Genomic DNA, 22,593 nt, shown 5'->3' with positions numbered 1-22,593 from the left:
CTGATGGTGTATAGGTTATCATTATTAGACAACCCCAGTATTTACTTGGTGAATGCTATTCTCTTGTTTATTTCTTTATTTGATAGTACGATGAGATTTCATTGAAGCATATTTTTTATCTTGTTATTGATATATGTATCATCGCTTAGTCATGAGTGATAAGTATTATAGCAACTGGCAGTACGGTATAAAGTAGCAGTTATCCAGTTGCAGTCATTGCAGAATAAACAAATACATTTGCGCCTGTTACCGGTTTTTGGCATATTATTAATAAGCATCTTTTGATGCTATGGCTGAAATATCATGCCAAAGTGTGTTCTCATTTTGAAAATGGATATAAAAATAAGACAAATGGTAGCCAAACAAGGAAAGTGGCTTGGTAAAGGTTCAGCTATTTTTAGTCCATTTAGTCGTAAGTATTCAGATTGAAAATTCACTTCAGTAGCATAGCATAAATGCTTGAGTCGCTATTCATGACAAGCTTATAAGATAGAACAATAAGTTTGCTTCGTACTTCATCTAAACTTGGAATAGATGTCTAAGACCGACAATGTCCAACCATTGCGGTAGTAACTTCGTTTTTACACCCTCACGAACAGATAAGGATAACAACATGAGCCAATCTTCTAACGCCAATCGTATTCAAAAAGGTATTCTTGCCATCGATCAGCAATTGTATGATTTTATTGAAAACGAAGTGCTGCCGAAAGTCGGTGTTGATTCAGACAGTTATTGGTTAGGTTTTGAAAAAGTCATTAAAGAGTTCACCCCGCGTAATAAGGCGCTACTAGAAACTCGTGACAAGATTCAAGCACAGATTGATGAGTGGCATCTACAACACCCTGCCAAAGATGGTGAAATTGATTACCCAACATATAAGGCTTTCCTACAAGAGATTGGCTATTTATTACCAGAGGGTGATGATTTCAAAGTCAGTACCCAAAATGTCGATGACGAGATTGCGCATATTGCAGGGCCACAGCTGGTGGTACCCGTACGCAATGCTCGTTATGCACTGAACGCGACCAACGCACGTTGGGGTAGTTTATATGATGCGTTATATGGTACCGATGTTATTAGTGATGAAAATGGTCAAGAAGCGACAGGCGGCTATAATCCGACTCGCGGTGCTGCAGTTGTTGCTTACGCTAAAGCATTCTTAGATGAGCATTTTGCGCTAGCATCAGGTTCATACAATGATGCTACAGGCTTTAAAGTCGTTGATGGTCAGCTTGAGATTGTTCAGGGTGATAGTAGTACTTCGTTAAAATCCGCTGAAAAATTTGCAGGTTTTGTGGGTGATGCAGCAGCGCCTACAGGTATTTTATTAAAAAATAATAATTTGCATGCCGAAATTCAAATCGACGCCAATAATCCAGTAGGCAAAGATGATCCAGCAAACATCAAAGACGTATTGCTTGAGTCCGCGATTACTGCGATTCAAGATTGTGAAGATTCAATCGCTGCCGTTGATGCCGAAGAAAAAGTTGAAGTCTATCGTAACTGGCTTGGATTGATGAATGCAGACCTACAAGAAACTTTTGAAAAAGGTGGTAAGACACGCACTCGTAAGCAAAATCCAGACCGTGAATACACCACGCCAGACGGTGGCAAGCTTATCCTACCGGGTCGTTCATTATTGCTTATCCGTAATGTCGGTCACTTGATGCAAAATCCAGCAATCCTAGTGGATTTAGGGAATGGTCAAGAGCAAATATTTGAAGGCCTGATGGATGGTCTGATTACACCGCTATTATCTTTAAATGATCTCAAAGGTACAAACGCGCTATCGAATTCACGTAAAGGCTCTATGTATATTGTTAAGCCAAAAATGCATGGCCCTGAAGAAGTGAAAATGGCCAATGACTTGTTTAACGCGACAGAAGATCTATTAGGCCTAGAGCGCAATACTATTAAAATCGGTATCATGGACGAAGAGCGTCGTATGACGGTCAACTTAAAAGAAGCCATTCGTCAAGCAAAAGAACGTGTCATCTTTATTAACACAGGCTTCTTAGACCGTACGGGTGACGAGATGCACACCAGTATGAATGCTGGAGCATTTGTACCAAAAGGCGAGATGAAGTCACAAACATGGCAACCAGCTTATGAGCAGTGGAATGTAGATATCGGTCTAGAGACAGGTTTACAGGGTGTTGCTCAGATTGGTAAAGGCATGTGGGCGAAGCCTGATGAGATGAAGGAAATGATGGATACTAAAGCGGCACATCCTCAGTCTGGTGCCAGTACCGCATGGGTGCCATCACCAACAGGCGCAACCTTACACAGTATGCACTATCATCAAGTAAATGTCGCTGATGTCCAAGATGGCCTGAAATCACGTGAGCGTGCTAGCTTAGATGATATTTTGACCATTCCATTGGCGAAAGATACCAGCTGGACAAAAGAAGAAAAGCAGCAAGAGCTAGACAATAACGCTCAAGGCATCTTAGGTTATGTTGTACGTTGGGTCAATCAAGGTGTAGGTTGCTCTAAAGTACCTGATATCAATGATGTCGGTCTCATGGAGGATAGGGCCACATTGCGTATCTCAAGCCAGCATATAGCCAACTGGTTGCATCATAATGTCGTCAGTGAAGAGCAAGTGTTAGAGACCATGAAACGCATGGCAAAAGTTGTTGATGAGCAGAATGCCGGTGACAGCAGTTATCAAGCGATGGCCAGTGATTTTGAAAACTCTTATGCATTCAAAGCGGCTTGTGACTTGGTGTTTAAAGGTCGTGAGCAGCCTAGTGGCTATACTGAGCCATTACTGCATCAAGCACGCCTTGACTTAAAAGCGAATACTTAGAGTTAGATATACACTGATGCTAGGCTGTGACCTAGCACTGAGCTCATTTAAGCCGTAAATGGCTTGAAGCGGCCCAAATTCTGGCTAAACTGCATTAAATCGCTTGATATTATCCTGACTATTTTTTGAGTTTGGCTGTCGTTTTGGTCACTGTGTTTAAAGTGATGACATGCTTTGATAACATTAGTTTATTTTATCGGTGTTGATATCGGTGTTGATAATAATGTGGCTCGATAGTTGAATCATGGCGCTTGGTCTGGTAATAAGCTCATGTAGCTGAGATCTGTAACAGGATTTTGTTACAGGACTACAAACATATTATGAGCGATACTTGTTTCGACAGGTATCGCTTTATTTTTGTCTTTTATATGATATTTATGACCACGATGTTATGTTTTTAGTATTTATACCAATCAATCCTGCCTTTATCTCTTTGAGAAAACAGAGGAATTTTTGTAAAGGCTTACATTCTATAAGGGATATAGTGTTTGCGGATTTCTATATTCAAAAACCAAAAAAATGTGTTGCAAATTATGTCAAAGTTGATATGCTTGTACTCGAAGTATGAGTTTGGTAACGGATGTTACGCAATAGAGTGATAAAGACCAATATTTACATGAATGTTACTTTTTTAATCCCAATCGTGTAAGCCATGGCTTTTTCATCTTACTGTAATAAAACTTCGCCACACTTGTTTCTGACTAATCTCGGTAGCCAGTTACACATTATTTCTTTGAGGATTTGTGACGATACCATTATGAGCACCAGCTAATAATAGCTCGCTTATTACTAAAAATTGTAAAGTGGAGATACCCAATGAAAAAACTACTTTTAGCTACAGCAGTTGCTGCCCTATCTGTTTCTGCAGCCAACGCCGCGCCAACAGTTTATGGTAAAGCATTTTTAACTCTTGACGTTATTGAAGCTGACACTGATGGCATCGATCAAGATGAGCGTACTAAACTAAACTCTGCCTCTTCACGCGTTGGCTTCAAAGGTTCTGAAGCTTTGACTGCAAATACTGACGTTGTATATCAACTTGAGTATGGTGTTGACGCAGACGCTGATGACGGTGATCAGTTCTATGCTCGTGATACTTACCTTGGTCTAGCCAATGACCAGTACGGTACGATGCTTGCTGGTCGTTTGACTGCTGTCGATGACTACGTAAACTTTGCAAACGTAACAGCTGGTGGTGTAATAGGTGGCGATGCAGTACTAACAGCTGCTGATGCTCCACGTATCGATAATGCTTTGGCTTATTTCTCGCCTGACTATAATGGTGTGCAAGTCATGGCTATGTACGGCTTAGATGAAGCAGAAGATGGTAACGAAGAGAACCTAGCTGGTATCGCAGCCACATACGGCACAGGTCCAATGAACGTTGGTGCTAGTTATCTTCAGTCTTCAGGTAGCCTAACTGCTGGTTTAACTCCTGAAGAACGTGAATACGAAGCTGAGCTGAATGGTTGGGTAAAAAGCGCCCTTCGTGTAAGTGGTAACTACGCTGTTAGCCCAGTATTGACTGTCGGTGCTCTATATCAAAACACTGACTTTGATACTGACAACAACGAAAACTTATTCACTATCAGTGGTGAAATGGCGACTGCTACGCCTTGGACTGCTTATGCACAAGGTGACTTCGTAACTAACGACGACGGTCAGAACGACGACGAAGCATTCCGTGCGACAGTTGGTGGTAAATATGCGTTCAACGCAGCAACCACTGGCCATCTATACGGTGCTTATCTTCACGAAGAAGACGATTCAGCGAACTCAGAGTATGATGGTGTAGGCATTGGCGCTGGTCTAGAATACAACTTCTAAACCAACCCGTAGAGCCTGACTCTATACTTAAAAAAGCTCACCCTTCGGGGTGGGTTTTTTTTGTATGGATTTATCCGACGCACTGAACTTCAAAGCAATCACTGCGAAAGCATTTAAAATGCATATTGCAAGCATGGCACAGACAGTAGAACTCAGTGAGAATACATTAGTTTTCATTAGATTCCGACAGTTTGCATTTTTGCCCTATATTTTATGGCGTATTTTTAGTAAAATTCTTCTTTACCAATTACCGAAAGAGTACTATGACCAAGTTTATATTTGTGACCGGTGGGGTAGTGTCCTCACTAGGAAAAGGTATCACCGCAGCCTCTCTTGCCGCGATACTTGAAGCACGTGGCGTGACTGTCACGATGACTAAGATGGATCCGTACATCAATGTCGATCCAGGTACGATGAGCCCATTCCAGCATGGTGAAGTGTTCGTTACCGAAGATGGTGCCGAGACAGATTTAGATTTGGGCTATTATGAGCGCTTTTTACGTCATTCAAAGATGAGTAAGAGCAATAACTTCACCAGTGGTCGTATCTATCAAAACGTCTTGAATAAAGAGCGCCGCGGTGAGTATCTCGGCGGTACGGTACAGGTTATCCCGCATATCACTGACGAAATCAAGAGTAAAATCTTGGCCAGTGGTGAAGGTTATGACATCGCTATCATCGAGATTGGTGGTACCGTTGGTGACATCGAATCACTGCCATTCATGGAAGCGGTACGCCAAATGCAAGTAGAGCTTGGCCGTAATAGAGCCATGCTGATGCATTTGACATTAGTGCCTTATATCGCAAGTGCCGGTGAAACCAAAACCAAGCCAACTCAGCATTCAGTGAAAGAGTTGCGCTCTATCGGTCTACAGCCTGATGTACTGATTTGCCGTTCTGAACATCACATTTCACAAGACAATCGCCATAAGATTGCACTATTTACCAATGTAGAAGAGCGTGCGGTTATTATGTGTGAAGATGCTCAAAGCATCTATCAAATACCGCGTACGTTGCATGAGCAAGATCTTGATGATTTGATTTGTGAGCGTTTTGGTCTTGACGTACCAGAAGCAGATTTGAGCGATTGGGATAAAGTGGTTGAAGCGCAGTTGAATCCTGAGACGACGGTTACTGTCGCGATGGTCGGTAAATATGTCGAGCTACCTGATGCTTATAAGTCTATTAACGAAGCATTGCTCCATGCTGGTATCATGCACAAAGCAGACGTCAAGATTGATTATGTCGATGCTGAACGTTTAGAAGATGATGACAGCTTATTGGCGCAGCTCAATGATGCTGATGCTATCCTAGTGCCAGGTGGTTTTGGTGAGCGCGGTACCATTGGTAAAATGAAAGCCACCACTTATGCACGCGAAAACAACGTTCCTTATTTGGGTATCTGTCTGGGTATGCAGTTGGCAGTGATTGAGTATGCGCGCAATGTGCTCAACATTAATGCTAATTCCTCTGAGTTTGATCGTAAGACAGCAGAGCCAATCATCGGTCTTATCACCGAGTGGTTAGATGAGCGCGGTGAGCTACAGATTCGTAATGATGACTCAGATCTTGGTGGTACCATGCGTTTAGGCGCACAGCAAGCCGAATTGGTCGCTGGTAGCAAGTTGAGCCAAATTTATGGTACTAAAAACATCACTGAGCGTCATCGCCACCGTTATGAGATGAACAATCGCTATATCGAGCCACTAGAACAAGCAGGTATGAGCATATCGGGCTATTCTGCCAAGCAGCATTTGGTTGAATCAGTTGAGCTTGCTGACCATCCATGGTTTGTGGCTGTACAATTTCATCCTGAGTTCACCAGCTCGCCACGCGGTGGTCATCCACTGTTTAATAGCTTTGTAAAAGCAGCGAAGAACTATAGCGAAGCGAAATAGCTCAAATCAAGTAGCACTCAACGCTTTTATATTTGCCTAAAAAAAGACTGATTTTCGAATCGGTCTTTTTTTAATCTGCATTTTTAGAGGCAGAAGTATGACTTATATTTCTGATATCTTGCTTGATTGCAGGTGATTACGCTTGAATACTTTTATTAATTGGGCTATCGGTTACAATAGGCGATAGAAATTCAGATAACAATAAATAGGAAGATTGCTTAATGGATAATTTATCAGCAGCACAATCACATATTCAGCTTACGACACCCAGTAATAACACCATTAATATTGGTAATGATCAACCATTTGTGTTGTTCGGTGGTATGAACGTTTTAGAGTCTAGAGAATTGGCGTTTGAGATTGCAGAGCAGTATATTGAGATATGTCAACGTTTGGGGATTGATTATGTCTTTAAGGCCAGCTTCGATAAGGCCAATCGTTCAAGTCTACACTCGTATAGAGGCCCAGGATTGGCGAAAGGCATTGACTGGCTAGGTCAAATAAAAGAAAAGTATCAAGTACCTATTATTACTGACGTTCATGAGCCACATCAAGCAGCACCTGTCGCTGAAGTGGCAGATATTATTCAACTACCTGCTTTTTTATCACGTCAGACGGATTTGGTTCATGCAATGGCAAAGACAGACGCCATTATCAATATCAAAAAAGCCCAGTTTTTAGCACCACATGAGATGCGCCATATCGTCAACAAATGTCTCGAAGGTGGTAATGACCAATTGATACTGTGCGAGCGTGGCAGTGCTTTTGGTTATAACAATCTAGTTGTCGATATGCTTGGTTTTGACACCATGAAGCAGATGGATATCCCTGTATTTTTTGATGTAACGCACAGTTTACAACAGCCTGGTGCGCGTAGTGATAGTGCTGGTGGTCGTCGAGAGCAAATCACCACACTTGCACGTGCAGGTATGGCAACAGGGTTGGCAGGGTTGTTTTTAGAAGCGCACCCAAGTCCTGAAACGGCAAAATGTGATGGCCCTTGTGCATTGCGTATGAGTCAGCTGGAGCCATTTTTGCGTCAGCTTAAGCAGATTGATGACTTGGTCAAAGGTTTTGAAACCCTAGACACTCATTAGCAGTACTTGCTAATAGCATCAGAACAGGAGGGTACTATAATGTCCATGCAAACAGCACAAGTCAGTATTGCAAACATCGATGACGCTGAAGGATTAGATAGCGTGATGACTGCGCTAAAAAATATCACAGGTGTCACCGCTATCGATTTGGATACCGCTCATCATATCGCTATGGTACGTTATGATGATACTCAGACGAGTATTCATGCGCTAACAGCAGCAATTAGTATGGTCGATTATGTGACCCAACCATTTCCTATTGATGCACCACAAAATCCACATTACGATGATGAGTCGTAAAAACTTATTTATTAATACACTTATCTATTCATACATAAAAATAAGGAGCCTAACATGGCAGACCAAACCCATATTATTAAAATTGATGGCATGACTTGCGGTGGTTGCGTAGCCAGTGTCTACAATGCAACTGCTGATATCGATGGCCTAAATGACATTAGTATTGAGCTCATAGACAATCAAGCAACCGTTACTTTTGATGATAGCAAAACCGACGCCGAAGCCATTGTGTCAGCTATCGACGATGCTGGTTTTGACGCGACTGTCGTTCGCTCATAAGTATGGTTTTTTCTTTGAAAAAACCAGCTATCATGGCTGGTTTTTTAATGCTCAAAGGTTGCTGCTATTGGCTTGTCTCTTAGGTTTATATAGATTGCACTAGGTTGCCTGGTATCAAAACCGTTTGAATTCAACGACAGAAAACCTGAGTATTGCGTATTTAGATTTTATTTTTCCACCCACTGATATTTTTATGGCTCATAAGATTTTATAAATGCTATAACGAATAAATGCCATACCGAGTTTTATTTATGAATAATTTTACCTCGCCTGACAATGGTGCTGTCTATGATACTAAAGCTGACAGTCATTCCAGTACACCACTCACACCAAATCGATCACATCTACAACTAGCGATTGATGGTATGACATGTCAGGCCTGCGCTTCACGTATCGAAAAAGTTTTGAACAAAAAACCTGCAGTTTACGAGGTAAGTGTGAATTTTGCAGGTGAGACTGCCAATGTCGATTTTGACTCTACACAAGCCACACCTGAGCAAGTCATGGAATGGGTAAACAAGACAGGTTTTGTGGCCAATATTCAGGCAGGTGATAGCTTGTTTGAGCAAACTACTAAAGATACGGCCACAGAGTATCCTTGGCGATTGATTGGGTTATGGATTTGCTTGGTGCCGTTTTTGGTCGGTATGGTAGGCATGCTGACAGGTTCTGGTATGGCGTGGATGCCACCAATTTGGTTGCAGTTTATCATTGCGACGATTGTACAGTTTGGATTGGCATTGCCATTTTATAAGAGTGCGTGGGCCTCAATTAAAGGCGGTCTTGCCAATATGGACGTACTGGTAGTCATCGGTACAGTAACAATCTGGGCTTATTCAACGTATTTATGGCTGACACATGGTGATGGCAGTTTGAACAGTCTATTGCAAAGTGGTCATGTGGATGCACCTGCGGTATATTTTGAAGCTGGGGTAATGGTCATTGCGTTTGTACGGACAGGTAAGTATCTGGAAGAGCGTACCAAAAAGCAGAGCCTAAACAGTATTGATTTACTATTGTCATTGACCCCTGACGAAGTCGAGCAGCAGCAGCCAAATGGTGATTTTCATAACGTCGCATTAAGAGACGTTCAAGTTGGTGATATTTTGCGTGCAAAGCAAGGTAGCCGAGTAGCGACAGATGGTATTGTTATTGATGGTAGTGGCTGGTGTGTGGAAAGCCATTTAACAGGTGAGTCAGTCCCACTTAAAAAACAAGAGGGCAGTAAACTATTAGCAGGGGCCTTGGTCGAAAACGGTAGCTTACTATATCGCGTCAGTGCTAGAGGCAGTGATACCAAGTTAGGCGATATGGTACAAGCGCTCAGCGATGCACAAGGATCAAAAGCTGATTTAGCGCGTCTTGCCGATAGAGTCACTGCGATTTTTGTCCCTGTTGTCGTAACGATTGCCTTAGTTACCTTTGGTGTCACATGGTGGCTGACAGGTATGGTGGATACGGCATTGATGCATGCGGTGTCAGTATTAGTTATTGCTTGTCCCTGTGCGCTTGGTTTGGCCACGCCAGCCGCTATCATGGCTGGTATGGGTGTCGCCGCCCGTCATGGTGTGTGGTTCAAAGATGCCCAAAGCCTAGAAGCCGCCGGTAACATTGATACTGTTGTTATGGATAAAACAGGTACGCTAACTATTGGTAAGCCGACTATCGTTGATCATGTGATGGTAGATAAATCGCTTGTTGTTGATGATGTTTTGCAACTTGCAGCTAGTGTGGAAGCGCATGCCAGTCACCCGCTAGCGACAGCGTTAGTTGATACGGCAAATAATCGTCATTTGCCATTGATGAGTGTGACCGATATTAGTGTTATCAAAGGTGCTGGTATACAAGCGCATATTGATGGACTTGGACTTATCAAGGTTGGTACGGCAGCGTTTGCTAATTTGACGCTGCCCAAGCTGATGCCCAAAGCATGGCAAGTTGCCAGCACCGTTGCAGTTAGCATCAACGATGAAGCACTAGGTGCTTTTGCTTTGGCGGATGATCTAAAAGTTGATACGCCACAAGCAGTCGCAGCATTACAGTCTGCTGGTATCAACGTGATTTTGATGAGTGGTGATAAGCAGTCCGTCGTCGATCATGTGGCAGGGCAGCTGGGTATCAAGCAAGCGTACGGTAAGATGAGTCCACGTGATAAAGCGAGTCAAATTGCCTTGTTACAAACTGCTGGTCATAAAGTGGCGATGGCAGGAGATGGTGTTAACGATGCGCCAGCAATGGCAACAGCCGATGCCAGCTTTGCAATGTTTGAGGGTACTGATGTGGCGCAGCACAGTGCCTCTGCACGATTGATGGGCGAGTCGCTCATGCATATTGATGCTGCTCAAAAAATTGCTCAAGCGACATTGCACAATATTAAACAAAATTTATTTTTTGCCTTTATTTATAATTGTATTGGTATCCCGCTTGCCGCTTTTGGTTTTTTAAATCCTATGATTGCCGCTGCTGCTATGGCGCTCAGTTCTATCTCAGTATTGATAAATGCACTGCGATTGACAAAATTTAAGACAGAGGTGGAGCTGGAGAATACCGTCTCTAACGCTCACACTGATATCGCGGCTTCGACGAAAACATAAGTAATATCTCATTATTAATATCATTGCCAATTGACCAGTCCATTTACGTCTACTATCGTTACTCATCTGTAATTTTATGGGCGTAAGTTGGTGTAAGGTAAAGGAAGTTTAGTAAAATTTATGCTATGATGCCACGCACTATAGCCAGCTTTTGATATGCTAAACAAACCTTTAATCGTACTCAGACTTGGCCGATTTTACAAATATGTAAAGCTGTTTTAAGTACATGTGCTATATGATATTTTGCTTTATCTTTTTTGTATTCTAGTTGCCGTTATTTATCCCATAAACTTGGCATGACCAAAGGAATTAACAGACATTATGTACGCTGAAGAAACCACCAACGTTACTGCAATTAAAGACATTCGTGCACGTGAGATTTTAGACTCGCGCGGTAACCCGACGATTGAAGCCGATGTTATTTTGGCTGATGGCACTATTGGCCGTGCTGCTGCACCAAGTGGTGCTTCTACTGGCTCACGTGAAGCGCTTGAACTGCGTGATGGCGACAAAGATCGCTACATGGGTAAAGGCGTCAAAAAAGCTGTTGCCAACGTCAATAGCCAAATTCGTAGCGCTCTACTGGACAAAGACGTGACAGAACAGCAAAGCATTGACGATGCAATGATCGCGCTAGATGGCACAGAGAACAAAGACAATCTTGGTGCCAATGCGATGCTAGCTGTATCGCTGGCTACTGCTAAAGCTGCTGCTAAATCACAAAACTTGCCATTACATCAGTACATTGCCAATATGCGCAATCAGACATCACTGACGATGCCTGTACCGATGATGAATATCTTAAACGGTGGCGAGCATGCGGACAATACCGTCGATATCCAAGAGTTTATGATTGAGCCAGTTGGGTTTACGAGCTTCTCAGAAGCGCTACGTGCGGGTACAGAGATTTTTCACAGTTTAAAATCAGTGTTAAAGTCACAAGGCTTGAATACCGCTGTTGGTGATGAAGGCGGCTTTGCACCAAACTTGCGTAGCAATGAAGAAGCCATCACCGTCATCATGCAAGCGATTGAGCAAGTTGGCTATAAAGCAGGTGAAGATATTCATCTAGCGTTAGATTGTGCGGCCAGCGAATTTTATAAAAACGGTCAGTATGTTTTGGCAGGTGAAGGCAATAAAGCCTTTGATAGCCAAGGTTTTTCAGACTACCTGGTTGGGCTAGCGCGTCAATACCCTATTATCTCTATCGAAGATGGTCTTGATGAGTCTGACTGGGATGGTTGGAAGTATTTGACTGAGCAGATTGGTGATAAAGTCCAACTGGTTGGTGATGATTTGTTTGTGACCAACCCTGCTATTTTGCAAGAAGGTATTGATAAGAAAATCGCTAACGCAATTTTGATTAAGTTTAACCAAATTGGCACTTTGTCAGAAACACTAGATGCGATTTATCTTGCGAAGAACAACGGCTATGCAACGATTATCTCACACCGATCAGGTGAGACTGAAGACAGCACCATTGCAGACCTAGCCGTTGGTACAGCAGCAGGTCAGATCAAAACGGGATCACTATGCCGTTCAGATCGCGTTGCAAAATACAATCAGCTGCTACGTATCGAGCAGCAAGTGCGTGCAAGCTATCGTGGCCGTGAAGAGTTTATCGGCCTACGTGGTTAATAAGTTGGGTGGGAAAATGAGCGATATATCATCACTGCTATGAGGATATATCGCTCAACCAGCATACCTTAACTTTAATTTACTGTCTCTCTATCGTTTGGCGTTACCAATTTATGAAATACTTTAGCCAATTTATCCTACTTGCTTTAGCCGTTGCCGTACTTTTAGGATTGCAATATCAGTATTGGCTGGGTGAAAACGGTCGTTTCGAGCATAATAAACTAACGGCGCAAATCGAAGAGCAGCAAAATTTAAATGACAATCAAGTGGCTGCAAATAATTTACTACGTACTGACGTATATGATCTAAAAACTGGTCTTGAGGCAGTAGAAGAACACGCTCGCTTAGACTTAGGCTTGATTAAACCAAATGAGACGTTTGTACAAGTATCAACCGCACCAACGACTCATAGCCGTTACTGAGCACTCTTACTTTTCTAAAAGATTTTATCTCTCGTTATCTATAATAAAGTCACTATTCATCTAAAAGTCTTTACTTGCCTTATTTCTCCTTAGTCATTCTATCATGGGTTTCAGCCATGATGGCTGTTTTTTGAGTATCATCTTATGAACACCACACCTCATGTACATGCCATGATCGTTGCAGCTGGTCGCGGTAATCGTTTTGGATCGTCTATAGCCAAACAATATACTATGTTGCAAGAGCAAACATTGTTACAGCATAGTGTGGCAAGGCTTGCTTGTAGTATTTATATTGATAAGTGTTTATTGGTAATAGCAGCAGATGACACTACAGCTGGCACACTCGATTTTGGGCTACCAATACATTATGCTATTGGTGGAGCTGAGCGTTGGCAGTCAGTACAGGCAGGCGTAGAGGCAATTAGTAAAGCAGGTGCTGCTGATTCAGACTTGGTGCTGATTCATGATGCGGCACGTCCTGCTGTACCCATTCATGATATTGATAACGTTATTGAAGCGGCGATGATAGAGCCTTATGGTGCTATCTTAGCGACTCCTGTAGCAGATACCCTAAAAGAGGCTTATCTTCAGTCTAACGCTCAAAATAAGCTTATAAATAGCACTCACTCTTATGCTAAATGCACGATAGATCGTCGTCATATGTGGCAAGCACAAACGCCGCAAGTATTTCGCTTAGGTCAATTACAGCAAGTCCTTGCACATGTCGCTGAGTATCAACTAGATATTACCGATGAAGCCAGTGCTTTTGAGCACTTAGCGCTACCTATTCGACTAGTGACAGGCAGTCGTCAAAACATCAAACTCACTTATCCTGATGATGCCACATTGTTGGCTGCTATTCTGGCTACTCAAACACAGTCATCTTGACGTATTGCTAATAGGATCTAACTGAATCATGCTTTTGGCCAAGTTATATGACTATCGCTTGAGTTGAGGACATCCCCTAATATAAATGAGAAATCACTTACTCTTTCACAGTACTTTTCTATTATTAAATCCAAAAAGTCTTCTCTAAAAATACGTTTGTGGTTGCTCAACCCCCCTTTAGAATAGATATTTTTTATAGATTAATGTTTGTTATTGGTGTAATGTAAACAGATATTGCTTTGATGACGAAACTAGCCTATGATGTAACCAACTTAATACAATTAATATAAACATTTATAAAATCAATAATATACCAGACTGGTTTGATGCTTCTTAAAGTCTTGTCTCTATGTTTTTTTCTAAAGTTAGTATGGTTGTCTTAGCTGCATTTATCTAAAAATAGGGAGAAGGGAGTTGTCAACAATCAATGATTCGACAAATCCAGTAACGACAGGTCTTTGCCAGTTTGTATACATAAGTAAAATTACATCGACTGGCCTTTCAAGCCCTAGTACGCTTAATGACATCTCGGAGGGTTCTATTGCACGTAATAGGGCTGACAACATCACGGGCATTCTCTGTTATGGTAATGGCTACTTCTTGCAGTATATAGAAGGCTCAGAGCAGGATCTAACCAACCTAAAAAATCGTCTATTAGTAGACGGTAGACATAAAGAGCTGCAGATTTTAGACTTTTCAAAAATTAGCCAGCGCCGTTTTACAGATTGGTCGCTACGTTCAATCACGCTTGAGCGTTGGATGATAAAAGAGCCAGAACTGAAAAAGTTTATGCCATTTCAGCCGTATGAATGGGGCCCAAATGAATGGCCAGCGTTTTTAGATATCCTACAAGGGTATTATGAAGAACAAGTGAAAATTGGCAATACTGATACACCGCCTATCAAGTACAGCACACTAGGTGTGACATTGAGCAAGGTGATTGGTCAACATCAAGCGTTCTTTTTGATTCAAACTGTACTTGGGTTAATGATCATTCTAACAGTGTTATGGTTGGTATTATCAGATAAAGTTTGATAGATATTGTTATGATAGACACTACAAGGTTAGTTATTAATCATTCTGACCTTAAAAAGGATAGCGTTGTTAAAATTTAAGCATAAAAAAACCCCACTCATAATATTTTATGAGTGGGGTTTTTGGTGGTTTACTTATTAGTCTTATCAAATACTTTAATATATCTTTGCTAACAAGTGACGCCAAATAGTGGCGTCCCCAGGGGGATTCGAACCCCCGTTACCGCCGTGAAAGGGCGGTGTCCTAGGCCTCTAGACGATGGGGACTAGTACAACACCTCAGCTGCTTTCACCATTTATGCCGAAGTGGTGCGTATTCTAATGGCGTCTGCGTTTTCTGTCAAGCCTTTTTTTTCGTCTTTTTAAAATTAAATATCTTTTTTTGATTGCGCGGCGAGGATGTAGGTCTTTACGCTTTAAATGGTAGCGAATCCATAAAGAAGTACAAGCGCTAATGGTCAACGCGAGTAGCATATAACCGATGATAGTTCCCCATAATTTTAATTGTGGATCCATGATAAAGTCCCTTCTATTGAGCCTTGTAGCATTTACAACATTTGCTATCAAGGTAGCGTGGGCAACTTAAACCATCTATAGGATACAACGACACCATCTTAGAGTGCTTTTATAGGTTGACGGCTCGTTTATGGGTTGTGAATAGTTTTAAGTCATATTCAATCGTTAAACGAGGGGGCTTTTCAGTCATGATACCAATCATATCCCTATTGATTGTAAAATCAAGATGTTAAAGTCATCAAGTATTACAAATAGCACTATTATGAGCGGTTGGCAATATAGGATATGTGACTTACTGACTGTCACTGTCGGATAATTCATCCGTACTGTCTTCGTTATGCATCGCATTCGCTAGCATTGGATAGTGGTTCAGAATATGACAAAACAGCTCAGCAGTCTTTTGCGTATCATATAGTGCAGAGTGAGCGTCTTTACCATCAAAATCTAGTCCTGCTGCTTTACAAGCACGTGCTAATACGGTTTGACCAAATGCCAGTGCAGATAATGTCACGGTGTCAAATACTGAGAAATTATGGAATGGATTGTGGTTTTTGCTATTGGTACGTAGCACGGCAGCATTTAAAAAGGCTAGGTCAAAATGGGCATTGTGTCCGATCAGTACGCACTGACGGCATTCTTCGCTACGACGCACTTCCTTTAAACCCTTAAAAATACGGCGTAACGCAGTTTTTTCATCTTCAGCAATGGCTTTACGCAGTGGGTTGTTTGGATCGATACCTGTAAAAGAGAGAGCACTTGGCTCTAAATTTGCGCCTTCAAAAGGTTCAACATGGGCATTGAATGCTTCGCCTGGATAAAACACACCTTGCTCATTCAGTAGCACTGGAATACAGGCAATTTCTAATAAAGCATCTGTTTGTGCATTAAAACCTGCTGTTTCAACATCGACGACGACAGGCAAAAATTTACGAAAACGTTCTTTTAAACGCATTGGGGTTTGTTCGTCTGTTGCAGCATCATTTTGAGTGGTCATATAAAGTTAAATCACTTTTATCAGTCATAAAGTCAATTTAATATAAAAGAATGACAGCGCTAACCTCGCTTGAGGTGTCATATCTACCTACTGAGGTTAGTCGCTTTGATCTTATTTTAAATTGAATCAACAATACGGTTATATTTAGTTAAACAACAAGCATCTGATGATGGATGTCACACTGCCTATTACAAAGACAGGGTGTCCATCATAGAGTTAAAAATAGAGAGTTCTGCGGTATTTTCTTTATGCTTTAATAGACCAAGGCAGCATCTCACCTGCCATGAGTGGGGTCACAGTGCCACCGTCAAAGTAGGGATAAGCGGTTGGGACTTGCATAGGCGTATTAACAAGGGTGATAGTGCTCTCATTTAATGGCATACCGTAAAATTGGGCGCCAAAGCGACTGGCAAAACCCTCTAGCTTATCTATTTTACCAACACTATCAAAAGCAGTGGCATACAGTGACAAAGCGTGAGCAGCGCTATAGCAGCCAGCACAACCACAAGCAGCTTCTTTCTTATCTGTCGCATGTGGCGCAGAGTCAGTGCCTAAAAAGAATTTTGGACTACCACTGGTTGCAACATCTAATAGTACTTTTTGGTGACTTTCACGCTTTAAGATAGGCAAGCAATAAAAATGTGGTTTGATACCACCAACCAATAAGTGATTACGGTTAAACATCAAATGCTGCGGGGTGATAGTAGCAGCAATGTTATTACCTTGAGCCAATACAAAGTCGGCTGCATCACTGGTGGTAATGTGTTCGACGACAATTTTTAATGCAGGAAGTTTGGCGATTATTTGAGCAAGTACTTCGTCTAAAAACCGTTTTTCACGGTCAAAAATATCCACATGGTTTTGAGTGACTTCACCATGTATGAGTAAGGGCATGTTGTATTTTTCTAGCGCATCAAACACATCGACGCAGGCATTTATATCTGTCACGCCATCAGTAGAGTTGGTAGTGGCACCCGCAGGATAAAGTTTAACGGCTTGTACGATACCCGATTTGGCTGCCATCTCGATATCGTGTGCGGTAGTTTTATCTGTTAGGTATAAAGTCATACGTGGATCAAACGCCGTTTTGCGCTCAGTGCTCAAATCGCTAGCTTCAAGATGAGCCATGATACGTGCGCGGTAGGCTAAGGCGTCATCGATATTCTTGACGGGCGGTACTAGGTTTGGCATGCAAATGACGCGATTAAAGCTATTTGCTGCATGCGGTACTGTTGTACTTAGGGCATTACCGTCGCGTAAGTGAATATGCCAGTCATCTGGTTGAAGGATGGTCAACTCTCTAATTGAATCAGTCATAATGTTATAGCGCTCTATGTCGTCATATACAGGAAGTAAAAGGGAGTAGTACTATGTTGCTATCATAACAGATTTGCCCACTTGACTAAATATGTGGCTAACTATCTATCTATGCATAATTTATTATTCGCTCTGTGAGATGATTAGAATATTTGCTTATATACTATTAGAGTGTGACCATATCGTCATCACGAGGTTCTTTGGTAAGAATAAGGAAAACCTTATATATCCAATATTTAAGTCGAAACCTTGCCGCCTTAGGGCAGTTGTACTTTTGCCCATAGCAAATATGATGTACACTGAGCAGGTAATTTATCTTTTGATTTTATCTTAACGTTGCTACTAAAACTAAATGCTCATAATAGGAGTTATTCATGGCTCAACTTGATCCAAAAAATATTAATAAAATCGTTTTGGCCTATTCTGGAGGCCTTGATACCTCTATCATCGCTAAATGGCTACAAGAAACCTATGATGCAGAAGTCATTACTTTTACCGCTGATATCGGTCAAGGTGAAGAAGTTGAGCCGGCACGTGCTAAAGCGAAAGCCATGGGTATAAAGCATATTCACATCGAAGATTTGCGTGAAGAGTTTGCCCGTGATTATGTGTTTCCAATGTTCCGTGCCAATGCTATCTACGAAGGTGAGTACTTGCTTGGCACGTCTATCGCACGTCCGTTGATTGCCAAGCGTTTGGTAGAAATCGCCAAAGAACACAACGCTGATGCTATTAGTCATGGCGCAACTGGTAAAGGAAACGATCAAGTGCGTTTTGAGCTTGGTGCTGTTGCCTTATCACCAGATGTGGTTACCATTGCTCCTTGGCGCGAATGGGACTTGTCTAGCCGCGAAAGCTTGATGAATTATGCCGAAGAGCATGACATTGCAATTGATTATGCGGGCAATAAGAAAAAATCTCCGTACTCAATGGATGCCAATCTTTTGCATATCTCTTATGAAGGCGGCATTTTAGAAGATCCGTATGCTGAAGCAGAAGAAGATATGTGGCGTTGGTCAGTCAGTCCAGAACAAGCACCTGACGAAGCACAGTATTTAGAGTTGGAATACAAAAAAGGTGATATCGTTGCTATCGATGGTGAAGCGCTCAAGCCTTTTGAAGTGATGATTAAGCTAAATGAGCTTGGTGGTAAGCACGGTATTGGTCGTTTGGATATCGTAGAAAACCGTTACGTTGGTATGAAGTCACGCGGTTGCTATGAGACACCAGCTGGTACGATTATGCTAAAAGCGCACCGCGGTATTGAGTCGTTGACTCTTGATCGTGAAGCGGCGCATCTAAAAGACGAGTTGATGCCACGCTACGCTAAAACTATCTACAATGGCTATTGGTTCAGTCCTGAACGTGTCATGTTGCAAGAGCTAATCGACAAGTCTCAAGAGTACGTCAACGGCACCGTGCGTGTGAAGTTATATAAAGGTAGTGTTAGTGTTGTAGGTCGTAAGTCTGCAGACTCATTGTTTGATGAAAAAATCGCAACGTTCGAGGATGATGCTGGTGCTTATGATCAAAAAGATGCGGAAGGATTTATCCGTCTAAATGGCCTACGTCTAGCTATCGAAGCCAGCCGTGGTCGCGATTTATCAAAATAACACCAAACCTGAAAGATGGGATAGTGTAATCTTATTTGATTGTTTGTAGTTAAATAAGAAATTAAATCGTAAACAAAAAAGCAGAGGCCTATATGTATAGTGCCTCTGTTTTTTATTGTTGATGAGAGCTTATTAAGGTGTGTTTGATATGCACAATTTGATATTCACAAATAGGCACTGCTGATTCTTAATGATTAGTAAAACGGCTTCAGACAAGGCATAAAATGATGCCTTAACGAAGTTTCTAGTAACCATTTTATCTTTCATTAACGTCTTATAGATAGCCATTACTAGATAGCGACTATTTGGTCTTAGCTACTCGGTTTTTTCTACCTCTGCACTATCAGTATCATCATCGTCTACTCTTACGATGGCTACATCTTGTGATTGGCGTTCTTCAATAGCTTCTTGCTCTAATACTTCTTCTACTGCAAGCTTAGTACCATCAGCTTTTTTTATCTGGTATTTAAAGGTTGCAAGTGCCCCCAATACACTGATAACTAGAATGATAATGATAATAACAGGGTTTTTCCAAAGTGGCGTTGTTGGCTCATACTCAATCGGTTTTTCACTAATCGTGGTTGGAGTGTTGTCGCTATTACCGCCGATTAGTCCGAGGCTAACCAAAGGTGGTTTTGGCGGATTGATAGGTTCGGATGTAATCCGTAACCGGTTTCGACTAAGATAGATGTCAGAGATTTTTGCGAGTTGTAATAACCAACGTTGATGTGGCAAGGCAATATCGTGCATGTCTGCAAATACCAGCATGTCATTATGGCGCCCTTGCTGCAGGTTGTCTGGTGAGCGACCAATGGCTTTTAAATAGTTACCTGTTGCCAGCTGCATGTCTTGTACGGGTTCATGATTTTCAGGTTTGAAAGCTGTTAGCTCGTACCAGTAATGGTCGAAAGGCGGGGGAGTGCTTGATAGCTGCTCTATACTTGAAAGGTCAGTATCTGCAGAGTCTTTTGTTTTTATAGAGTTTTCAGCAGTTGCTATAGCCTCTTGGCTTTCATTATTTGCCAGTTCGGTTGACAAATTTTCGGGTTTACTGACGGTAAACCGAGCTGATGATAAAAACTGTGGCTGTAATGCAAACCACTTGTTGATTTCATCATTATCAAGTTGACTATATTCTGCCAAAATAGCCAACTCACGGAGTACAATCACGCATAAAGATGTCAGTAAAATTTGGATTTGTTGTGTCGTTGTACCCACTTGTTTGGCGATATAATCGCTCGCTTTAATGACTCGAGCATTATCATAAAATATGGCATCTGCAGCATCGTGGCGATGATACAGCGCCGCACTAATGGTTGCAAAATTCATAGAATTATACTGTCGCAGTTCTTTGACAGCACCACGTCCAAACAGCTTTTTGCTTACTGTTTGACCATCTTGGTGTTGCTGATACGCAAGTAGCGCGCTAATAATTGCCTGTAAACTGGCATCCATGGCTAAACGCGCTTGTGGTAAAGAAAGCTTTGCGGTATCTGCCAATAATGACACCATAGGTATGGTATCTTGATATAGAAAATCATACATCGACACACGTGTCGGTGAAATAGTCGTCATAATCTGCTAGCATCAAAAAGTGTGCCTCTATATTACGGTGCCAAAAGCCTTGATACAATCCCTTAATACTAGAAATTTTCAATCATTTTGTTTGAGGTGTATCATCTTATGATCTATGTACAAATGGTAAATTTCACAATCTAAAGCATGACATGCCAAAGAGTATGATAAATATATAAATGGCCTCAGGAATACCCCATGACAAATAACAGAAATATTGCCACGCGGTTAATCATTAGCATTGCCCAGCAAACCCTCACCGTCTATCAACAAAATAAAGAACTCGCTCAATATCAGATATCTACTGCAAAAAACGGTATTGGTGCTCAACAAGATAGCGGTTGTACACCACTTGGACAGCATGTCATTGCAGAAAAAATAGGTGGCAGTGAACCTATTAAGGCTGTGTTTGTCGGGAGAGTACCGACGGGCGAGATATATAGTGCTGATCTTGGTAAGTTACACCCTGAGCGAGACTGGATATTAAGCCGTATTTTATGGTTGAGCGGTTTGGAAGCAGGTGTTAATAAGGGTAGTAATAGTAACGGTGGTTGTGATACTTACCAGCGTTATATTTATATTCACGGTACACCAGATACTGAACCGATGGGTACGCCTCTCTCTCATGGCTGTATACGTATGCGCAATGAAGACATCGTAAAGCTGTTCGAACAAGTCGAAGAAGAGACGTCAGTGAATATTGTAGACAGCTTAAATGACACTTTAAAATAAAATGGTACTTTAAAATAAAATGGCACCTTGAAATAATAGGAAGTCAGATAGCATAAGGCTGGCTCTTTATATGCAAATATCCAAACGCTCATAAATCGACAGCAAACCTTTAATGAATTAGGGATTGTTATCTTAAAAACTCCTGTTGATTTTTAAATTTTATGATGTGGTTTCTGTGTAATGATTACTAAAGATATTTATGCCAAACATTACTTATCTAAAGCACATTCAACTATAAATTGAGGACAGTTATTATGTCTAAAGAAACATTAAGCATCTTACAGCAAGCTTTTGATGAACGCCGCTCTATCTACGCATTAGGTAATGAGTTGCCAGTGCAGCCACAAGCGATTGTAAACATAGCAGAACGCGTTTTGCTACATACGCCTTCTGCTTTTAATTCACAGTCTTCGCGATTGGTTGTGCTGTTTGGTGAACGGCATCATAAGTTTTGGGATATCACTGAAGAAAAACTACGCGAGGCGGTAGGTGATGGTGATTTTTCTAGCAGTAAACAAAAACTAGATGGTTTCCGTGCGGCAGCAGGTACCGTATTATTTTATGAAGATAAAAATGTCGTCAAATCACTACAGGAGAAATTTGCACTTTATGCCGATAGGTTCCCTGTATGGTCAGAGCAGACCTCAGCCATGCATCAGTATGCAGTGTGGACAGAGCTTAGCAGCTTGAATATTGGCGCAAATCTCCAGCATTATAATCCGCTAGTTGATGAAGACGCGGCAGCCGCGTTTGATATTCCAGACAGCTGGGCGCTGATTGCGCAAATGCCCTTTGGTAATATCGTCGAGCCTGCTGGCGAAAAGACTTATCAACCAGTCAGTGAGCGCATGAAAGTTTTAGGGTTGAAAAACATATAATAGTCTCACCGAATGAAATACTATTAAACAAAAAAGACAGCCCTGATAAAGTGAGCTGTCTTTTTTGTATCGTTTATCTATAATCAAAGAAGTCTAAAATGAGCACAGGACAGCCAACTGCAGATTGTACATCTAAGGAGGGCTGCACCGTAGGGGTTTAGTAGTTCACTGATTATATT

General features: G+C 41.7%; 18 protein-coding genes and 1 tRNA gene. 14 read left to right on the top strand and 5 right to left on the bottom strand.

The features are described from left to right. Window positions 1-613 precede the first annotated feature (613 nt). From ACT3SX_RS01540 to ACT3SX_RS01490, 11 genes are all read left to right on the top strand, one after another. Window positions 614-2,812: a malate synthase G gene (locus ACT3SX_RS01540; RefSeq protein ID WP_192518192.1), complete on the top strand. Its 2,199-nt coding sequence runs from the start codon at window positions 614-616 to the stop codon at window positions 2,810-2,812. An 816-nt stretch (window positions 2,813-3,628) separates the two neighbouring features. Further along, a complete protein-coding gene (locus tag ACT3SX_RS01535) occupies window positions 3,629-4,639 on the top strand; it encodes a porin (RefSeq protein WP_192991718.1) in 1,011 nt (336 codons plus the stop codon). A gap of 263 nt (window positions 4,640-4,902) precedes the next feature. Next, window positions 4,903-6,537, top strand: a complete 1,635-nt coding sequence (locus ACT3SX_RS01530; RefSeq protein WP_192991717.1) for a CTP synthase — start codon at window positions 4,903-4,905, stop codon at window positions 6,535-6,537. A 221-nt stretch (window positions 6,538-6,758) separates the two neighbouring features. Next, window positions 6,759-7,634, top strand: coding sequence for a 3-deoxy-8-phosphooctulonate synthase (gene kdsA, locus ACT3SX_RS01525; protein WP_192518189.1), 876 nt, complete (start codon window positions 6,759-6,761; stop codon window positions 7,632-7,634). A gap of 39 nt (window positions 7,635-7,673) precedes the next feature. Then, on the top strand, window positions 7,674-7,934 hold the full coding sequence (locus tag ACT3SX_RS01520; RefSeq protein WP_192518188.1) for a heavy-metal-associated domain-containing protein: 261 nt from the start codon (window positions 7,674-7,676) through the stop codon (window positions 7,932-7,934). A gap of 54 nt (window positions 7,935-7,988) precedes the next feature. Then, window positions 7,989-8,213, top strand: a complete 225-nt coding sequence (locus ACT3SX_RS01515) for a heavy-metal-associated domain-containing protein (protein ID WP_192518187.1) — start codon at window positions 7,989-7,991, stop codon at window positions 8,211-8,213. Window positions 8,214-8,464: 251 nt separating this feature from the next. After that, window positions 8,465-10,807, top strand: a complete 2,343-nt coding sequence (locus ACT3SX_RS01510; RefSeq protein WP_192518186.1) for a heavy metal translocating P-type ATPase — start codon at window positions 8,465-8,467, stop codon at window positions 10,805-10,807. 321 nt (window positions 10,808-11,128) lie between these two features. After that, complete coding sequence (gene eno / locus ACT3SX_RS01505) at window positions 11,129-12,445, top strand: phosphopyruvate hydratase (RefSeq protein ID WP_192518185.1); 1,317 nt, start codon at window positions 11,129-11,131, stop codon at window positions 12,443-12,445. Window positions 12,446-12,558: 113 nt separating this feature from the next. Further along, window positions 12,559-12,867, top strand: coding sequence for an FtsB family cell division protein (locus tag ACT3SX_RS01500; RefSeq protein WP_192518184.1), 309 nt, complete (start codon window positions 12,559-12,561; stop codon window positions 12,865-12,867). A 144-nt stretch (window positions 12,868-13,011) separates the two neighbouring features. Further along, window positions 13,012-13,755 carry a 2-C-methyl-D-erythritol 4-phosphate cytidylyltransferase gene (gene ispD, locus ACT3SX_RS01495; RefSeq protein WP_192518183.1) on the top strand — a complete coding sequence of 248 codons (744 nt, stop codon included), beginning with the start codon at window positions 13,012-13,014 and terminating at the stop codon, window positions 13,753-13,755. A gap of 414 nt (window positions 13,756-14,169) precedes the next feature. Next, window positions 14,170-14,790, top strand: a complete 621-nt coding sequence (locus tag ACT3SX_RS01490; protein ID WP_192991716.1) for a BLUF domain-containing protein — start codon at window positions 14,170-14,172, stop codon at window positions 14,788-14,790. Between the two features lie 190 nt (window positions 14,791-14,980). On the opposite strand, the gene ACT3SX_RS01485 is transcribed toward ACT3SX_RS01490, so the two are convergent. The 4 genes from ACT3SX_RS01485 to pyrC form a co-directional block, all read right to left on the bottom strand. Then, a tRNA-Glu gene (locus tag ACT3SX_RS01485) sits at window positions 14,981-15,056 on the bottom strand. Window positions 15,057-15,107: 51 nt separating this feature from the next. Then, a complete protein-coding gene (locus tag ACT3SX_RS01480; protein ID WP_192518181.1) occupies window positions 15,108-15,305 on the bottom strand; it encodes a hypothetical protein in 198 nt (65 codons plus the stop codon). Window positions 15,306-15,597: 292 nt separating this feature from the next. Further along, the gene (rnt, locus tag ACT3SX_RS01475) at window positions 15,598-16,299 is read right to left on the bottom strand and encodes a ribonuclease T (RefSeq protein WP_192518180.1); all 702 of its coding nucleotides are present in this window, start codon (window positions 16,297-16,299) and stop codon (window positions 15,598-15,600) included. A gap of 246 nt (window positions 16,300-16,545) precedes the next feature. Further along, entirely contained in the window at window positions 16,546-17,616 is a 1,071-nt protein-coding gene (gene pyrC / locus ACT3SX_RS01470) for a dihydroorotase (RefSeq protein WP_192991715.1), read from the bottom strand. Between the two features lie 374 nt (window positions 17,617-17,990). Here pyrC and ACT3SX_RS01465 point away from each other — a divergent pair, with 374 nt between their 5' ends. After that, complete coding sequence (locus tag ACT3SX_RS01465; RefSeq protein ID WP_192518178.1) at window positions 17,991-19,229, top strand: argininosuccinate synthase; 1,239 nt, start codon at window positions 17,991-17,993, stop codon at window positions 19,227-19,229. A 315-nt stretch (window positions 19,230-19,544) separates the two neighbouring features. Here the strand turns inward: ACT3SX_RS01465 and ACT3SX_RS01460 are convergent, their stop codons facing one another. After that, window positions 19,545-20,804, bottom strand: coding sequence for a hypothetical protein (locus ACT3SX_RS01460; RefSeq protein ID WP_192518177.1), 1,260 nt, complete (start codon window positions 20,802-20,804; stop codon window positions 19,545-19,547). Between the two features lie 198 nt (window positions 20,805-21,002). Here ACT3SX_RS01460 and ACT3SX_RS01455 point away from each other — a divergent pair, with 198 nt between their 5' ends. Together ACT3SX_RS01455 and ACT3SX_RS01450 are read left to right on the top strand one after the other, a co-directional pair. Next, complete coding sequence (locus ACT3SX_RS01455; RefSeq protein ID WP_192518176.1) at window positions 21,003-21,536, top strand: L,D-transpeptidase; 534 nt, start codon at window positions 21,003-21,005, stop codon at window positions 21,534-21,536. Window positions 21,537-21,790: 254 nt separating this feature from the next. After that, entirely contained in the window at window positions 21,791-22,414 is a 624-nt protein-coding gene (locus ACT3SX_RS01450) for a nitroreductase family protein (RefSeq protein ID WP_192991714.1), read from the top strand. The last annotated feature ends 179 nt before the right edge of the window (window positions 22,415-22,593 follow it).

Origin of the sequence: Psychrobacter sp. AOP31-B2-9 (assembly GCF_052378005.1) — a bacterium.
Classification (GTDB): domain Bacteria; phylum Pseudomonadota; class Gammaproteobacteria; order Pseudomonadales; family Moraxellaceae; genus Psychrobacter.
Note: the sequence above shows the minus strand (reverse complement) of the source record. Positions and strands in the feature narration are given on the sequence as shown.

What these genes read in the sequence shown, in the direction of transcription:
- ACT3SX_RS01520 (WP_192518188.1), top strand. Translation starts at nt 7,674, where the DNA reads ATGTCCATGCAAACAGCACAAGTCAGTATTGCAAACATCGATGACGCT.
- eno (WP_192518185.1), top strand. Translation starts at nt 11,129, where the DNA reads ATGTACGCTGAAGAAACCACCAACGTTACTGCAATTAAAGACATTCGT.
- ACT3SX_RS01450 (WP_192991714.1), top strand. Translation starts at nt 21,791, where the DNA reads ATGTCTAAAGAAACATTAAGCATCTTACAGCAAGCTTTTGATGAACGC.
- ACT3SX_RS01465 (WP_192518178.1), top strand. Translation starts at nt 17,991, where the DNA reads ATGGCTCAACTTGATCCAAAAAATATTAATAAAATCGTTTTGGCCTAT.
- ACT3SX_RS01535 (WP_192991718.1), top strand. Translation starts at nt 3,629, where the DNA reads ATGAAAAAACTACTTTTAGCTACAGCAGTTGCTGCCCTATCTGTTTCT.
- ispD (WP_192518183.1), top strand. Translation starts at nt 13,012, where the DNA reads ATGAACACCACACCTCATGTACATGCCATGATCGTTGCAGCTGGTCGC.
- ACT3SX_RS01480 (WP_192518181.1), bottom strand. Translation starts at nt 15,305, where the DNA reads ATGGATCCACAATTAAAATTATGGGGAACTATCATCGGTTATATGCTA.
- ACT3SX_RS01540 (WP_192518192.1), top strand. Translation starts at nt 614, where the DNA reads ATGAGCCAATCTTCTAACGCCAATCGTATTCAAAAAGGTATTCTTGCC.
- ACT3SX_RS01500 (WP_192518184.1), top strand. Translation starts at nt 12,559, where the DNA reads ATGAAATACTTTAGCCAATTTATCCTACTTGCTTTAGCCGTTGCCGTA.
- ACT3SX_RS01530 (WP_192991717.1), top strand. Translation starts at nt 4,903, where the DNA reads ATGACCAAGTTTATATTTGTGACCGGTGGGGTAGTGTCCTCACTAGGA.
- ACT3SX_RS01460 (WP_192518177.1), bottom strand. Translation starts at nt 20,804, where the DNA reads ATGACGACTATTTCACCGACACGTGTGTCGATGTATGATTTTCTATAT.
- ACT3SX_RS01455 (WP_192518176.1), top strand. Translation starts at nt 21,003, where the DNA reads ATGACAAATAACAGAAATATTGCCACGCGGTTAATCATTAGCATTGCC.
- ACT3SX_RS01510 (WP_192518186.1), top strand. Translation starts at nt 8,465, where the DNA reads ATGAATAATTTTACCTCGCCTGACAATGGTGCTGTCTATGATACTAAA.
- pyrC (WP_192991715.1), bottom strand. Translation starts at nt 17,616, where the DNA reads ATGACTGATTCAATTAGAGAGTTGACCATCCTTCAACCAGATGACTGG.
- ACT3SX_RS01515 (WP_192518187.1), top strand. Translation starts at nt 7,989, where the DNA reads ATGGCAGACCAAACCCATATTATTAAAATTGATGGCATGACTTGCGGT.
- kdsA (WP_192518189.1), top strand. Translation starts at nt 6,759, where the DNA reads ATGGATAATTTATCAGCAGCACAATCACATATTCAGCTTACGACACCC.
- rnt (WP_192518180.1), bottom strand. Translation starts at nt 16,299, where the DNA reads ATGACCACTCAAAATGATGCTGCAACAGACGAACAAACCCCAATGCGT.